This window comes from Geobacillus zalihae, assembly GCF_030414215.1.
Taxonomy (GTDB): domain Bacteria; phylum Bacillota; class Bacilli; order Bacillales; family Anoxybacillaceae; genus Geobacillus; species Geobacillus zalihae.
Map to the genome: position 1 here is coordinate 682,597 of NZ_CP129217.1, position 15,020 is coordinate 697,616.

Here is a 15,020-nt window from a genome sequence, read left to right on the forward strand (position 1 = left end):
AAGCAAACGAGCTGGCTCACATAGTCCAGCTCGTTTGCTGTTTATAACACATTGAAATACCGCGCTTCCGGATGGGCGAAGACGATCGCCGAAACCGATGCTTCGGGCTCCATCATGTAGCCGTCGGTGAGGCGGATGCCGATGTCTTCCGGATGAAGGAGGCGGAACAGTTTCTCCTGATCTTCCAAGTTCGGACAGGCCGGGTAGCCGAACGAGTAGCGCTGGCCTTGGTATTTGGCGGCAAAGCGCTCTTCCATCGTGAAATCCGGGTCGTCCGGGAAGCCCCAGCGGTCGCGCATAATTTGGTGGATTCGTTCGGCGAATCCTTCGGCAATCTCGAGCGCCAGCGCCTGGATGGCGTGGCTTTTCAAAAATTCGCCTTCGTCTTTCCACCGTTGGGCGAGTTCGCGAATGCCATATCCGGCCGTGACGGCGAACAAGCCGACGTAATCCATTTCGCCGCTGTCTTTCGGTTTCAAGTAATCGGCGAGGCAAAGGTGCGGCGCCCGCGGCTGACGCGGAAAGTCGAACACTTCAAGCACCGTTTGGCCGTCAGCGGGGTCGTAAATGTAGACGCGGTTGCCGTCGCTTTGCGCCGGGAAGAAGCGGTAGACGCCGGCGGGTTGAATCCAGCCGCGTTCTTTCGCTTCGGCAACGAGTTCGTCGACGACCGCTTTTAACGCCAACGCTTTTTCGTCCCGTTCTTCAAGCAGCCGCTTCACTTTTCCTTTCAAGCCGAGGTGGTGGCCGAGCACCATTTGCCAGTTGACGTACGGCAACACATGGTCAAGCGGCACGTTTCGCAGCACGTGGCGCTCGAGGTCGGCCGGGATGTAGACGGGAACGTCGGTCGAGACGTTCGATTTGACCGTTGCGGCAACGGCTGTTGGCCGCGTCGGCTCGCTTTCGGCTGCTTCTTTTTTCGTGTATTCGATTTCTCCTTGCTGGATTTGGTTGGCGAGCGCGAGCCCGTCCATGGCGTCTTTTGCGTACAGGACGACGCCGTCGTATTCGGGCGCGATTTTGTTTTCGGTAAATTTGCGCGTCAAGGCGGCGCCGCCGACTAAAATGGGCGTTGAGATGCCGGCTTGCCGCAAATCTTGGGCGGTGACGACCATCTGTTGGGCCGATTTGACAAGCAAGCCCGACAAGCCGATGATGTCCGGCTGATGTTCGCGCACCGCTTCAATGAGTTGCTGCGGAGCGACTTTAATGCCGAGGTCGATCACCTCGTAGCCGTTGTTGCTTAAAATGATGTCGACCAAGTTTTTGCCGATGTCATGGACATCGCCTTTGACGGTGGCGAGAATAACTTTTCCTTTTGTGCTTCCTTCTTTCTTTTCCATATACGGCTCTAAAAAGGCGACGGCCGCTTTCATCACTTCCGCGCTTTGCAATACTTCGGCGACGATGAGCTGGTTGTTGTTGAACAGCCGCCCGACTTCATCCATGCCGGCCATAAGCGGACCGTTGATGATCGACAGCGGATCGGAGTAGGTCTCAAGCGCCTTCTCTAAATCGGGAATGAGCCCGTCTTTCGACCCTTCAATGACGTAGCGGGCGAGCCGCTCTTCAAGGCTCAAGTTCTCCTCAGCCGGCTTGGCGGCGGTGATTTTGCTTCGGTAAAATTCGATAAAGGTGTTTAATGTTTCATCGTTTGTGTCAAACAGCAGAGCCTCAGCCATCCGCACTTCCTCTTCCGGAATCGAGGCGAACCGCTCAAGCTTCTCAGTGTTGACGATCGCATAATCGAGCCCAGCTTGCGTGCAATGGTACAAAAAGACGGAGTTGAGCACCTCGCGCCCGGCCGGCGGCAAGCCGAACGAGACGTTGCTGATGCCGAGCATCGTCAAGCACTCCGGCAGTTGCTCTTTAATGAGGCGAATGCCTTTGATCGTTTCGTTCGCCGCGCCGATGTATTGCTCATCACCGGTGCCGACCGGGAAGACGAGCGGATCGAAAATGATGTCGCGCGCCGGCACCCCGTAGCGGTTAACGAGCAAGTCATACGAACGCAAGGCAATTTCCAGCTTCCGTTCGGCCGTAATCGCCATTCCTTGTTCATCGATCGTGCCGACGACGACAGCGGCGCCGTATTTGTGCAAGAGAGGAACGACTTTCGCAAACCGCTCCTCGCCGTCTTCCAAGTTGATCGAATTGATGATCGCTTTCCCTTGCGAGTAGGTGAGGGCGCGCTCGATGACGCGCTCGTCGGTTGAATCGATGACAAGCGGCACTTTCACTTTTTTCACGACTTCGCGGACGAACTGCTCCATGTCATGGAGTTCGTCGCGGTCTGGGTCGGCGAGGCAAATGTCGATGACATGGGCGCCGTTTTTCACTTGGGCGCGGGCGATTTCCGCCGCTTCTTCGTATTTCCCTTCGGCGATGAGGCGCTTGAATTTGCGCGAGCCGATGACGTTTGTCCGCTCGCCGACAAAGAGCGGGCGCATCGTTTCCTCATAAATGAGCGCCTCGATGCCGGAGACGGCGTGGACGTCAAACGAAGACGGGATCGCCCGCGGCGGGATGCCGCGCACCGCTTCGGCGATGGCGCGAATATGGTCCGGCGTCGTGCCGCAACACCCGCCGACGATGTTGATCCATCCCTTTTCGGCAAAGCGGCGGATTTTCTCTGCCAACATCTCCGGCGTTTCATGATAGCGGCCTTCCTCATCCGGCAGACCGGCGTTCGGGTAGCAGCTGACCGCCGTGTCAGCGAGCGAGGCGAGCGTGCGCAAATGGTCGGTCATAAACTCGGGGCCTGTCGCGCAGTTTAAGCCGACGGCGATCGGCTTCATATGGCGCACCGAGATGAAAAACGCATCGATCGCCTGGCCGGCGAGCGTCGTGCCCATCGGCTCGATCGTGCCGGAAATCATGAGCGGCACGCGGCGACCGACCGCTTCAAACGCCTTCGAAATGCCGAGAAAACCGGCTTTGACATTCAGCGTATCTTGGCACGTCTCCAGCAACAGAAGATCGACGCCGCCCAACAGCAGCCCGCGCGCTTGTTCTTCATAGGCGGCGACGAGTTCCTCAAAGGTCGCGCCGCCTGTCACCGACAACGTCTTCGTCGTCGGCCCCATCGACCCGGCGACAAAGCGCGGCCAGTCGGGAGTTGAGAACGCCTCCGCCGCTTGTTTGGCGAGCTTGGCCGCTTCGATGTTCAACTCGAGCGCCAAATGCCCGAGGTTGTATTCATCGAGCACAATGCGCGTCGCCCCGAACGTGTTCGTTTCGATGATGTCAGCGCCCGCTTCCAAATACGCTTCGTGAATGCGGCGGATGACAGGCGGGGCGGTGAGGGTCAAATATTCGTTGCACCCTTCATACGCCTCGCCGCCAAAATCGGCGGCTGATAGGTTGGCGCTTTGGATCATCGTCCCCATCGCGCCGTCAATGACGAGAATTTTTCGCTGCAGCTGCTGTTCTAAGGTGATGTTAGCCATGAACAACCTTCCTTTCTTTGGCGGCCGCTTCTTTTTCATGGATGTAGCGGACGAGCTCGACCGTCATGTCATAGCGCAAAAACGGCGTGATCAAGTAAATGCCGTTGAACAAATCAAAGGCGGCGTCAATGAGCGTTTTGGCGATGGCGATCCCTTCGCGCGCCGCCTGCACCGGGTCGTCGCCGCAAGCGGCCATGCGGGCGCGAATCTCGTCCGACAGGGTGATCCCCGGCACTTCATGATGCAAAAACTCGGCGTTGCGCGCGCTCACAAGCGGCATAATGCCAATGTAGATCGGCGTGTCGAGATGCTTCGTTGCTTCGTATATTTGCACGATTTTTTCTTCCGAGTAAACCGGTTGGGTTAAGAAATAGTGAGCCCCGCATTGAATTTTTTTCTCCATCCGCTCGACCGCTTTATCCAAATGGCGGACGTTCGGGTTAAAGGCCGCACCGATCGAGAAGTTCGTTTTTTGCCCGAGCGGTTTGCCCGAGTACGATAATCCTTCGTTGAATTGGCTGATCAGGCGGATGAGATCGAATGATGACACATCATATACGGACGTCGCTCCCGGGAAATCGCCGATTTTCGACGGATCGCCGGTAATGGCGAGCACATCAGTGATGCCGAGCGTATGCAAGCCCATCAAATGCGACTGCAAGCCGATCAAGTTGCGGTCGCGGCACGTAATATGCACGAGCGGGCGGACGCCGAGCCGCTCTTTCACGATCGTGGCGACGGCGGCGTTGCTGATGCGCGGCGTAGCAAGCGAGTTGTCGGCCAACGTCAGCGCATCGATGCCGGCGTCATGGAGCGCTTTCGCTCCGGCGAGAAATTTGTCAATGCCGAGTTTTTTCGGCGGGTCGAGTTCAACGATGACCGAGCGGCGCGCGCGGGCGAGCTCGGGAAGCGGAGTTGGGGCGGACCGCTCGGCTTGCACCGATACGGGCACCGCGCGCCGCTTCACCGTTTTTTCCGTCACCGGCGTCCGGTCGGCGAGCGCCTTTGCCATTGCCTCAATATGTTTCGGCGTCGTGCCGCAGCACCCGCCGATCAAGCGCACCCCTTGATCGCGGAACGCTTTGGCCGCCTCTTCAAAATATTCCGCGTTCGTTTCATAGACAAGCCGGCCGTCGCGGTAATCCGGGAGGCTCGCGTTCGGATACGCCGACAAAAACGCCTGCTTCGGCAGCGGCACTTCCTCGAGCGACCGAAGCATATGATATGGACCGAGACGACAGTTCAGTCCGACGACATCGGCCCCGAGCGCCTCTAGGCGAGCAAGGGCGTCCGCGAGCGGCGTGCCATCTTGCAAGACGCCGACTTCATGGAGCGACACATGGGCGATGATCGGCAAATCCGTTTCTTTGCGGGCGATGGCAAGCACCGTCTCCAACTCTTCCAAATCGTAATACGTCTCGAGCAGCACGCCATCAACCCCTTCAGCCAGCAGGACAAACAGCTGCTCGCGAAACGTCCGTTTCACTTCTTCGAGCGTGACGACGCTTTTGTTTAACGTGCGAAGCCCCCCGATCGTCCCGAGCACGTACGCCCGCCCGTTCGCCGCTTGCCTGGCGAGCCGCACCGCCGCGCGGTTGATGGCCGGCACCTCATCTTCAAGGCCGTAGCGGGCGAGTTTCACATAGTTGGCGCCGTATGTATTCGTCTGAATGACGTCGGCGCCCGCGGCGATATACGCTTCATGAATATGGACGATTTCATCTGGATTGGATAGATTCAATTCTTCAAAACAACGGTCAATGCCGTGCGAATATAAAAGCGTTCCCATCGCCCCGTCGGCGATGAGAATGCGCTCTTTCAACTCATCCAGCAATCCCACGTTCGATTCCCCCGTTTCTCCGTAGTAAAAGAAAAAAGCCTTCTATAAGAAGAAGACTTTTCATTCGCTTCTTCTTATCTTCCAGGCTTCCGCCTGTCTGGATTTAGCACCTTGGCCGCGGGCCAGGTTGCTGAGGGTTCACCGGGCCAGTCCCTCCCCCTCTCTTGATAAGAATGCCGGTATGCAATTGTGCGGTGACGTTTTGATGATTACTATATAATTTAATGTATTTTTCGAAATTATTCAATACGGTGAAGCAAGGAAATTTGAAAAAACGATCAATGAGACAGCGGCTTTCCGCATTGCGGGCAAAATTGGAAGCTGTTCTGCGGAATAGTCAGCCGCTTTTTGTTTTTTAGTCGCCGACATGGCGGAAAGCATATTTTTCCGTTGCACTTTCCACTCTCCTATGTTCTAATTAGGAATAGTGAACATCAAGAAGACGGGGGGCTGGAAGTGAACGGGGAAGAGATCATCCGCTTCGAGCGAGTGACGAAGGAATACGACGGAACGGTCGTATTGGATGACGTCAGTTTTGCGATGGAGCGCGGGAAGTTTTATACGCTGCTTGGCCCGTCAGGGTGCGGGAAGACGACGATTTTGCGGCTGATTGCCGGGTTTATCGAACCGACGGAAGGAACGATTTATTTCCACGGGAAGCCGATTCAAAACGTCCCGCCGAACAAACGGCAAGTCAACACTGTCTTTCAAGACTATGCGTTGTTTCCTCACCTCGATGTGTTTGAAAACGTGGCATTTGGCTTGCGCGTGAAAAAGATGAAAGAAGCGGACATCCGCCAAAAAGTGAGCGAAGCGCTCCGGTTTGTCAACTTGGAAGGCTATGAGCGCCGCCGCATTCAAGAGATGTCCGGCGGCCAACGCCAGCGCGTCGCCATTGCCCGGGCGATTGTCAATGAACCTGAGGTGTTGCTCTTGGATGAACCGCTGTCAGCCTTGGATTTGAAATTGCGCACGGAAATGCAGTATGAATTGCGTGAGCTCCAACGTCGATTGGGCATTACGTTTATTTTTGTCACGCATGACCAAGAAGAAGCGCTGGCGATGTCCGATTACATTTTTGTTCTGAATAAAGGGAAAATTCAGCAGTTCGGGACGCCGAAAGACATTTACGACGAGCCCATCAACCGATTCGTCGCCGATTTCATCGGGGAATCGAACATTTTGTCGGGGCGCATGATCGACGATTTCCTCGTCGAATTTGCCGGCAAACAGTTTGCGTGTGTTGACCGCGGCTTCGCGCCAAACGAACCGGTCGATGTCGTCATCCGCCCGGAAGATTTGGAGCTCGCGGCGCCGGAAGACGGGCAGATCGTCATCCGCGTCGATTCGCTCTTATTCCGCGGTGTCCATTATGAAATTTGCGGCTATGACGAAAACGGCAACGAATGGCTTGTCCATTCGACGAAAAAGGCGGAAGTCGGGGAAACGGTCGGCCTCCGTTTTGAACCGGAAGCGATTCACGTCATGCGAGTCGAAAGGGAGGATGAGGGCGCATGACGGAACGGGCGTGGCGAAACTGGTATTTAATCCCTTATGGCATTTGGTTGGTGTTGTTTGTCATCGCTCCGATCGTCTTTTTATTATATGAATCGTTTTTGGATATAGACGGACATTGGACGGTGGCGAATTATGAAAACGTGTTGACGCCCATTTATTTAAAAATGATGGCGTATTCGTTTTGGTACGCGTTTTTGATTACTCTTGTGTCGCTGTTGATTGGCTATCCGACCGCCTATTGGCTGACAAAGACGAGGCACAAGCAGTTATGGCTGTTGTTGCTCATCTTGCCGATGTGGGTGAATTTGCTGCTGAAGGTGTATGCGTTTTTAGGGCTGCTCGGCACGTACGGGCTGGCCAACGCCCTGTTGCAGACGCTTGGCATTGGAGCGCGGCAGCTGTTGTTTACCGATTTCAGTTTTGTGTTTGTGTCGGTGTACATTTTTATTCCGTTTATGGTGCTGCCGATTTTCAACGCGCTGGAGGAGCTGCCGCCATCGCTTGTCGATGCCGCCCGCGATTTAGGCGCTTCAGCGTGGACGACGTTCCGCCGCGTCGTTTTCCCGCTCACGCTTAGTGGGGTGAAGGCCGGCTGCCAAGCGGTGTTCATCCCGTCGTTGTCGTTGTTTATGATTACGCGCCTTGTCGCTGGCAACCGCGTCATTACGCTCGGCACCGCCATTGAACAGCATTTTCTTGTCACCCAAAACTGGGGAATGGGGGCGACGATCGCTGTTGTGTTAATGATCGCGATGGCGGTCATCGTCGGCCTGACAGGAAGTGGAAGAAAAGAGGGAAGCCGATGAAACGGACGCATTGGTGGGGACGTGTGTACCTGTTAGCCGTGTTTGCCGTGATGTATACGCCGATTGTGTATTTGATGTATTATTCGTTCAACAGCGGCGGGACGATGCACGATTTTCAATCGTTCACGTTGAAGTGGTACCGCGACGTGCTGTCCGACGACCGCTTGCTCATCATCGTTTTGAATACAATCGTCATCGCGCTGCTGTCGGCGGCGGTCGCGACCATACTTGGGGTCATCGGGGCGCTCGCCATTTACTATGTCAAGCGGCAGCGAACGAAAAACGCTCTTCTCGCTCTCAACAACGTGCTGATCGTCAGCCCAGACGTCATCATCGGCGCTTCGTTTTTGCTGTTGTTTACGATCGCTGGCATTCAACTAGGGTTTACATCTGTGCTGTTGTCCCATATCGCTTTTAGCGTGCCGATTGTCGTGTTGATGGTGCTGCCGAAACTCGAGGAAATGAGCCCGACGCTGATTGATGCGGCTAGAGATTTAGGAGCAGGGCCTTGGCAAGTGCTGTCAAGCGTCGTGCTGCCGTTTTTGGCGCCAAGCATATGGGCGGGCTTTTTCATGGCGCTTACGTATTCGCTCGATGACTTCGCCGTGACGTTTTTTGTCACGGGAAATGGATTCTCGACGCTGTCGGTGGAAATTTATTCGCGGGCGCGCCAAGGCATTTCGCTGTCCATTAACGCCCTGTCGACGCTGTTATTTTTATTTACGATGCTGCTTGTCATCGGTTATTATGTGCTCAGCCAAAAAGGCGGCCGAATGTACGGGATAGGGGGGCGAAAGTAGGTGAAACGGCTTGTCCAAGGGTTTGCGGCCGTGTTTATCGCGGCGTTCGTCCTCATGTTCATCACCCACCGGTTGAACGAAGCGGAAGGGTACGGCGGAGGCAAAACGGTGACCGTTTACAACTGGGGCGATTACATCGACCCTGCGCTCATTCGAGAGTTTGAAAAAGAGACAGGGTGGAAAGTGATTTACCAAACGTTCGATTCCAACGAGGCGATGATGGCGAAAATCGCCCAAGGCGGGGCGACGTTTGATGTCGCCGTTCCGTCCGATTACGCCATCAGCAAAATGATCGAGGAAAAGCTGCTTCTGCCGCTTGATCACCGAAAGCTTCCCAATTTGCAATATATCGAACCGCGGTTTCTCAACTTGCCGTTTGACCCGCACAACCGGTATTCAGTGCCGTATTTTTGGGGAACGGTCGGCATCGTCTACAACCGCGAGATGCTTGGCGGCAAAAGAATGACGAGCTGGAACGACTTATGGGATCCAAGCTTGCGCAATCAAATTTTGCTTGTCGACGGGGCGCGGGAAGTGATGGGGATGGCGTTGAACAGCCTCGGCTATTCGCTGAATGACACGAACAAAGCCCATTTGCAAGAAGCGAAGCGGAAGCTCGACCGGCTTATGCCGAACGTGAAGGCGATTGTCGGCGATGAAATCAAGCTGCTTCTCGCCGACGAGGAAGCGGCCATCGGCGTCGTCTGGTCAGGCGACGCGGCCGAAATCATTGCCGAAAACGACAAGCTCGACTATGTCGTGCCGAAAGAAGGCTCCAACTTATGGTTTGACAACATGGTCATTCCGAAAACAGCGAAAAACATCGAAGGAGCGCACGCGTTCATCAACTTTATGCTCGACCCGAAACACGCGGCGCAAAACGCCGAGTATGTCGGCTATTCGACGCCGAATAAAAAGGCGCTTCGCTATTTGCCAAAAGACATCGCGGGCGATCGGCGCTTTTACCCCGATTTGGATTCAGCAGGGCATCTCGAAGTGTACGAAAACTTAGGAAAACACATGCTCGCCTACTACAACGAGCTGTTTTTGGAGTTTAAGATGCAGCAAAAGTAACCATATAGATGCAACGAAATCGTTTCACATATCCTTGACGAAAAAGTGGCTTATCCATTTTTGACTGTCGAAGGCACAAGCCACAGGCTTGCCTCCGTCACGCTTTAGCGTGACGGAAGACCGAACAACGACTCGCTTCACAGACCCATTCCTGGGTCTTTAAGCGGCGTTGTTCGGTCACTCGACAATCGGATGCAATGACCGGTAAAGTTAAAGCTTTACATTGCATCTATACAATCAGAGCAGGCGCCGCCCTCTGTAATAGGGAGATGGGCGCCTGCTTGTCGTTTGCGTAAAGGGTTGCGCCGCTTCCCTAGCACGCGGGAACGAAGAAGCCCATGGGCGGCTTCACATACAAGAAGGGATCGGACGCAGGGAAGAAGAATAGAAAGACATGATATGATGAAAAAGAGGAGGTGGGAACGTTGCCCAATCATTTGCCTATGGAAGAAAATGTGATGGATATGCTCATCGGCGGCTTTTCGGTTGTGATGTTGATCGCGGTTGTGACAATCGTTTTTCTTTGGCGAAGGAATCGAGAAGGGCGAGTGTTTCTGTGGATATTGGCCCATTTCTTGTTGCTGTCTCTGGCTGTTTCATTTGCGCTGAAGGCGATTTCCTTTGATCTTACCCATGCGCAGGCATCCGAAGAAATCTCCCTCCTTCTTGGCAAGGCGGGGATGGCGTGGGGAGCGGGGATGGTTTGTTTGTTGGTCGGTATTGTGAAACTTTCAAGGCGCTGACCGTGATCCCGATAAGCGATAGGATTGGGAAGGAACAACAAGCAACAAAAAGAAGCCATCCACCTTTATCGGCTGACGGTTCCGAGGGGTGGATGGCGTTTGCAAGATGATTCGAGTAAGGAGTTGCCTATGTTGTTTTTCGATTTCTTGGTATGGTCAGTGTTTTCCAGTTGTTTGCGTTCAGCTGTTTCGCGATATAGACGATTTGCCCGATATGATACGAATAATGGTACATTTGCCGCTCAATGGCTTCGATGACGGAATGGGGTTCGCCGCGGATCGTGACCGTCCGCAACAAATCCGTTTCTTGCAGTTCGTTCAGCGTCTGAAAGAAAGCAGACCACCCCTTTTCCCAGCAATCCATGACTTCTTTGCGCGTATGGAAGTCGTTAATAAACTCATCATCGCGGTTTCGGTCCGGTTTTTCCCCATCCGATGACAAAAAGTCTGTCCAGCGCGACACCATATTTCCGCTCATATGTTTGACAATGATGGCGATGCTGTTTGTCTCCTCATGAAAGCAATGGAACAGCTGTTCCTCCGAACATTGGTCCATAGCCTGTTCGGCGGTCTTTTTCATGTCGAGAAAGCGCGCGCGCACCACTCGCAAATATTCTTGGCCGATGTTCATTCACACACCTCCGTCAAAGAAATGCCATCTCTTTTATTCGCCGTCGATGCGGTGATTTCTTTCTATGTGACGGCAAAAAAAAGCAACGCCTGGGGCGGACATGACTATGGGTCATGTTTTCGAAGCAGGCGAGTGAATAATCTGATCATAGCGGCACGCTTCTTTGCCCGTGTTGATCAACTGATGTTCGCAGCCGGCGTCGGAATAAAGAGAGCTCTCTTCGCGCAAGATGTCCGTGTTATGAAAACTCCTTTGCTTTCCCTGAGTGCCGAGGATTCATTCGGCATGGTCGCGAAAACATCCTCTCGATTTTCGCCGAAAGGGTGCAAAAGGTGAGGGATAACGTCCACTCTTTTAGACGTAGCTTCCGATTTTTCCATTTTTTCTCGCCCAATGCCATTGTTGCTTCAAGACCAATGAGCCCATGGCCAGTCAGAATAGCGAGATACCGAGAGCAGGAAAGAATACGGGCCATCCTTCATTCACTCCTTGCACGGCCCAAGAAAGAGGAGAAAAGCAGTTGAGAATATGAAACGCTGTCGGCAATACATTCGAAGATAGAAAAAATCCTGAGAAGATCAATAAATAATAAAGCAGCACCTCGGTAACGGCTCCCACTTGCTTTAAGCGAAGGGACAGCCCTAAAATGAACACGCCGATTCCCGTCATCCCGATGAGGCTGACGCCGCCAAAGATGACGATCTCCGTTATCATGGATGCGATTCCCGAGAGAATTTCGGAAAATCCGATCATCAAAGCCGCACAAATGAAAAAGAGCGTCACCCACATGGACGATAACGCGATTTCAGCGATCACTACGCTGATCAAAATTTTCCATGGAGCAGTCTTGGTGGAAAGCACTTGCTCGGCGGTGCCGAGATACGCTTCTTCGATCACCGTGTTGCCGAGCTTCGAGATCAAATGAGCACTTAAGTACCAAAGGCTGAAACCGAACAGTTTGACCGTCGCTTCTTTTCCGGTCTGTATTGGGCTTGCGTACAGCGTACCGAGAAAAAAGACAAATTTAATGATAAGTCCAACGGTAAAATCGAACCAATACCGACGATACTCTGCCCTTTTTTTCAAAAAGGAAGCCAATACTACATTCAAAATTTGCGGGGACAACCGACTCACCTCCTTAGGCGGATAGGTTGGAACGAACAGCGGCCAAAAAATGAGTTTCAAGGTCGGCTGGAGTTGAAAAATGTTCTTTTGTGCCACTCCAAACGATTTTTCCGTCTTGGATAAAGACAAACTTATTTCCAACGGCGTGGGCAAAAGGAATGTCATGGGTGGTGATGAGAACGGCTTTCCACCATTGGTTTTCTTCCATTAACATGGTGCGGATAGGATGCTGCGACTCCACATCAAGGCCAAGAGTCGGCTCATCAAGGAACAAAAACGGCGCTCCTTTCATTAAGGCGATCGCAAATGTCAGTTTTTGTTTCATCCCACGTGAAAGGGTTTGGGTAAGACGCTCAGCGTATGGGGTTAGATTCAACACGGCCATCATTCGTTCGGCTCTTCGTTTTGCTTCAGCACGACTCCATTTGTTCAGCAAGCCGAAGTATAAGAGATTTTCCAAAACAGTTAAATAGGAATAGGAGTTGTCAGCTTCTTCAAATACGACCGCAATCGACTCGCGTGCTTCATCTGGATGGCGGACAACATCCACTCCATTGACATAGATGCTGCCGCTGTCTGGTGCGGTAAGCCCGATGATGCACCTTATTAAAGTAGTTTTTCCGGCTCCATTCGGCCCTAACAGAATAAGCCGATCCCCTTCAACCAGTTCGAGAGAGACACCATGTAATACTTGGCGGTTTGGCGGATAGATTTTGTTTACGTCTTGCACGGTGATCATTTTTTTCTACCCTTTCTTTTCCTGTATTTAATTGCATTATACAAAAAAAGAAAAAAAGTAAATATTTAAAATTAACGTGACATTAGAAACCGATCAAAAATACACGCCAAGACAGGGACTCCGGGAGCTTGTGTAAAAAGAGGGTCGTTTTCCTTGAAGTCGTCGTCAACACCACGCTTTTTTGAGCAGTTGGACTCCAAGCTCAATATCCTCGAGCGACAAGCCGCTAAAACCGATCTTGATCATGGGTTGGTCCGGCTGTTGGTTCACAAAATAGCGCGAAGTGGGATACACTTTTACCCCACACGATAGGGCGCGCTGAAGCAACTGTTCTTCTGTACAATCCGACTGAACTTTGATTAACACGTATAAACCGGACTGTTCGCCAATAATGGAGATCATATCTCCAAATGCTTTTCGCAGCAGTGATGTTAAGTGCTCCATTTTTCGTCTATACACGAGGCGCATGCGTTTAATATGGCGGCCCCATTCCCCCTCCTCCATAAATTTGGCCATCGCCAATTGGCTGAGGATGGACGCAGTGCTTTCGAAAAGGCGAAACCGCTGCTGATAACGGTCCAAAAGCGACGGCGGCAACACCATGTAACTTAAGCGAATCCCAGGCAGAAACGATTTTGAGAAATTGCCCAGATAAATGACTCTTGACGAATCAATGGAGGAAAGAGCAGGAAACGGCTTTTGCGTGTAACGGAATTCGCTGTCGTAATCGTCCTCGATAATATAGCCATCGACGTTGTTCACCCATTGAATGAGCCTGTGCCGCTGCTGGATCGGCATGCTGACTCCCATGGGGCTTTGATGCGAAGGGGTGACATAGATGAGCCGCGATCGCCTGTTCTCGAGCGGCGAAAGATCGATGCCGGTTTCGGAAACAGGCACCGTTTCCAGCTGAAAGCGGTGAAACAAAAACGCTTCTCTGGCGCCGTCATAGCCAGGGTCTTCGACGATCACGCTGTTGAACTCATCTTTTAGAATATGGCCAAGGGAGAGAAGTATTTGCTGTGTGCTGCTTCCAATGATGATGGCGTTTGGCTCTGTGATCACCCCGCGGGATTCGAGAAGATAGATGGAGATTTGTTTGCGCAAGCATAATTCCCCAAACGGATCCCCATAGCGAAAACATCCTTTGGCCGCCAATACTTGATTGGAAATTCTTCTCCATGCTTTAACGGGGAAATGATCGGCATCGACGGTATCGGCGCGAAAATCGACAACAACGGACGTTGCTGCTTCCCTTGCCGATTGGCGTGCAGAAATGCGGGCTTTTGGAATGAAAAGAGGTTCCACTTCATTGGCAAAATACCCTTTTCGTTTTTCCGCGCGAATATATCCTTCCGCTACTAGCTGTTCGTAAGCCATTAAAGTTGTGTTCCGGCTGACATTTAATGATTCGGCGAGTTGGCGAATGGAAGGAAGCGGCTCATTAGCTCGAATGTCGCCTTGTTCAATCAATGATTTCAATTTTTCGTAGATTTGCTTGTATTTAGGCGAGCCGTCCTTCAAGTCAAAAATGATCGTCTTCATGTTCATCCTCCTGACATGTTTATTTTTTTGTTATTGTCACTTTTTTTATGTCAGTTTTGATTATATTATACATTGTGAACAATGGAATGCTGTAATTGAAAAGATGGGGGGAGAGGACTGATGTATATTCCGAAGCATTTTGTCATCAACGATATGTCTGTCGTCTATGAGGTGATCGAGGAGAACAGTTTTGCCACCTTGGTGTCGATGCATCAAGGGGAGCTGTTTGCCACCCATTTGCCGCTGTTGCTCGATCGAGAGAAAACGTGTTTGTACGGCCATTTTGCCCGTTCGAATCCGCAATGGAACGACATTCAACATCAGACGGTCTTGGCGATTTTCCACGGTCCGCATTGTTATATTTCTCCTTCTTGGTATGAAACGAACCAGGCGGTGCCAACATGGAATTATGTGGCCGTCCATGTGTATGGGAACGTGGAGTTGATCGACGATGAAGAAGAAATCATGCAGTCGCTGCACGATATGGTAGAAAAATACGAAGCACCGGGCAGCCGTTACCAGCTGTCAGAGGTCGATTCTAGGATGCTGTCCGGCATGAACAAAGGAATTCAAGCTTTCAAAATCATCATCAAACGAATCGAAGGAAAAGCCAAGTTGAGCCAAAACCATCCTGCACACCGACAAGAACGGATCATCAAGCAGCTCGAGCAAATGCCATTTGAAAACGAAAAGCAAATCGCTTTCCTGATGAAAAAGCAACAGCAGTGAAATAGAAAATGAAGGAGT

The 15,020-nt window shown here is 52.3% G+C and carries 13 protein-coding genes and 1 riboswitch; of the genes, 6 read left to right on the plus strand and 7 right to left on the minus strand.

What is annotated here, in order from left to right; translation table 11 throughout:
• Positions 1–41: 41 nt before the first annotated feature.
• The 3 genes from metH to QWV57_RS03515 all read right to left on the minus strand — a co-directional run bounded on the left by metH (position 42) and on the right by QWV57_RS03515 (position 5,688).
• Positions 42–3,452: a methionine synthase gene (gene metH, locus QWV57_RS03505; protein ID WP_301100567.1), complete on the minus strand. Its 3,411-nt coding sequence runs from the start codon at positions 3,450–3,452 to the stop codon at positions 42–44.
• Entirely contained in the window at positions 3,445–5,292 is a 1,848-nt protein-coding gene (locus tag QWV57_RS03510; protein WP_301100569.1) for a bifunctional homocysteine S-methyltransferase/methylenetetrahydrofolate reductase, read from the minus strand. Before QWV57_RS03510 ends, metH begins: the two co-directional genes overlap by 8 nt.
• A gap of 71 nt (positions 5,293–5,363) precedes the next feature.
• A riboswitch (SAM riboswitch) is annotated at positions 5,364–5,466 on the minus strand.
• A 69-nt stretch (positions 5,467–5,535) separates the two neighbouring features.
• Positions 5,536–5,688 (minus strand): hypothetical protein, encoded by a 153-nt coding sequence (locus QWV57_RS03515; protein WP_157807507.1) that lies wholly within the window; start codon positions 5,686–5,688, stop codon positions 5,536–5,538.
• Between the two features lie 60 nt (positions 5,689–5,748).
• On the opposite strand from QWV57_RS03515, the gene QWV57_RS03520 reads away from it, so the two are divergent.
• The 5 genes from QWV57_RS03520 (at position 5,749) to QWV57_RS03540 (ending at position 10,233) form a co-directional block, all read left to right on the plus strand.
• Positions 5,749–6,810: an ABC transporter ATP-binding protein gene (locus QWV57_RS03520; protein ID WP_011230226.1), complete on the plus strand. Its 1,062-nt coding sequence runs from the start codon at positions 5,749–5,751 to the stop codon at positions 6,808–6,810.
• On the plus strand, positions 6,807–7,616 hold the full coding sequence (locus QWV57_RS03525) for an ABC transporter permease (protein ID WP_011230227.1): 810 nt from the start codon (positions 6,807–6,809) through the stop codon (positions 7,614–7,616). Before QWV57_RS03520 ends, QWV57_RS03525 begins: the two co-directional genes overlap by 4 nt.
• On the plus strand, positions 7,613–8,416 hold the full coding sequence (locus QWV57_RS03530) for an ABC transporter permease (protein WP_015374080.1): 804 nt from the start codon (positions 7,613–7,615) through the stop codon (positions 8,414–8,416). Before QWV57_RS03525 ends, QWV57_RS03530 begins: the two co-directional genes overlap by 4 nt.
• Positions 8,417–9,490: an ABC transporter substrate-binding protein gene (locus QWV57_RS03535; protein ID WP_015374081.1), complete on the plus strand. Its 1,074-nt coding sequence runs from the start codon at positions 8,417–8,419 to the stop codon at positions 9,488–9,490.
• Between the two features lie 425 nt (positions 9,491–9,915).
• On the plus strand, positions 9,916–10,233 hold the full coding sequence (locus QWV57_RS03540) for a hypothetical protein (RefSeq protein WP_015374082.1): 318 nt from the start codon (positions 9,916–9,918) through the stop codon (positions 10,231–10,233).
• A gap of 127 nt (positions 10,234–10,360) precedes the next feature.
• On the opposite strand, the gene QWV57_RS03545 is transcribed toward QWV57_RS03540, so the two are convergent.
• The 4 genes from QWV57_RS03545 to pdxR form a co-directional block, all read right to left on the minus strand.
• A complete protein-coding gene (locus QWV57_RS03545) occupies positions 10,361–10,864 on the minus strand; it encodes a DUF1572 domain-containing protein (RefSeq protein WP_015374083.1) in 504 nt (167 codons plus the stop codon).
• Positions 10,865–11,296: 432 nt separating this feature from the next.
• Positions 11,297–11,989 (minus strand): ABC transporter permease, encoded by a 693-nt coding sequence (locus tag QWV57_RS03550; protein WP_301100578.1) that lies wholly within the window; start codon positions 11,987–11,989, stop codon positions 11,297–11,299.
• Between the two features lie 13 nt (positions 11,990–12,002).
• Entirely contained in the window at positions 12,003–12,728 is a 726-nt protein-coding gene (locus QWV57_RS03555) for an ABC transporter ATP-binding protein (RefSeq protein WP_301100580.1), read from the minus strand.
• A gap of 165 nt (positions 12,729–12,893) precedes the next feature.
• On the minus strand, positions 12,894–14,273 hold the full coding sequence (pdxR, locus tag QWV57_RS03560) for a MocR-like pyridoxine biosynthesis transcription factor PdxR (protein ID WP_060787861.1): 1,380 nt from the start codon (positions 14,271–14,273) through the stop codon (positions 12,894–12,896).
• A 120-nt stretch (positions 14,274–14,393) separates the two neighbouring features.
• On the opposite strand from pdxR, the gene QWV57_RS03565 reads away from it, so the two are divergent.
• On the plus strand, positions 14,394–15,002 hold the full coding sequence (locus QWV57_RS03565; RefSeq protein WP_015374087.1) for an FMN-binding negative transcriptional regulator: 609 nt from the start codon (positions 14,394–14,396) through the stop codon (positions 15,000–15,002).
• Positions 15,003–15,020: the final 18 nt, after the last annotated feature.

What these genes read in the sequence shown, in the direction of transcription:
- metH (WP_301100567.1), bottom strand. Translation starts at nt 3,452, where the DNA reads ATGGCTAACATCACCTTAGAACAGCAGCTGCAGCGAAAAATTCTCGTC.
- QWV57_RS03530 (WP_015374080.1), top strand. Translation starts at nt 7,613, where the DNA reads ATGAAACGGACGCATTGGTGGGGACGTGTGTACCTGTTAGCCGTGTTT.
- QWV57_RS03555 (WP_301100580.1), bottom strand. Translation starts at nt 12,728, where the DNA reads ATGATCACCGTGCAAGACGTAAACAAAATCTATCCGCCAAACCGCCAA.
- QWV57_RS03565 (WP_015374087.1), top strand. Translation starts at nt 14,394, where the DNA reads ATGTATATTCCGAAGCATTTTGTCATCAACGATATGTCTGTCGTCTAT.
- QWV57_RS03545 (WP_015374083.1), bottom strand. Translation starts at nt 10,864, where the DNA reads ATGAACATCGGCCAAGAATATTTGCGAGTGGTGCGCGCGCGCTTTCTC.
- QWV57_RS03525 (WP_011230227.1), top strand. Translation starts at nt 6,807, where the DNA reads ATGACGGAACGGGCGTGGCGAAACTGGTATTTAATCCCTTATGGCATT.
- pdxR (WP_060787861.1), bottom strand. Translation starts at nt 14,273, where the DNA reads ATGAAGACGATCATTTTTGACTTGAAGGACGGCTCGCCTAAATACAAG.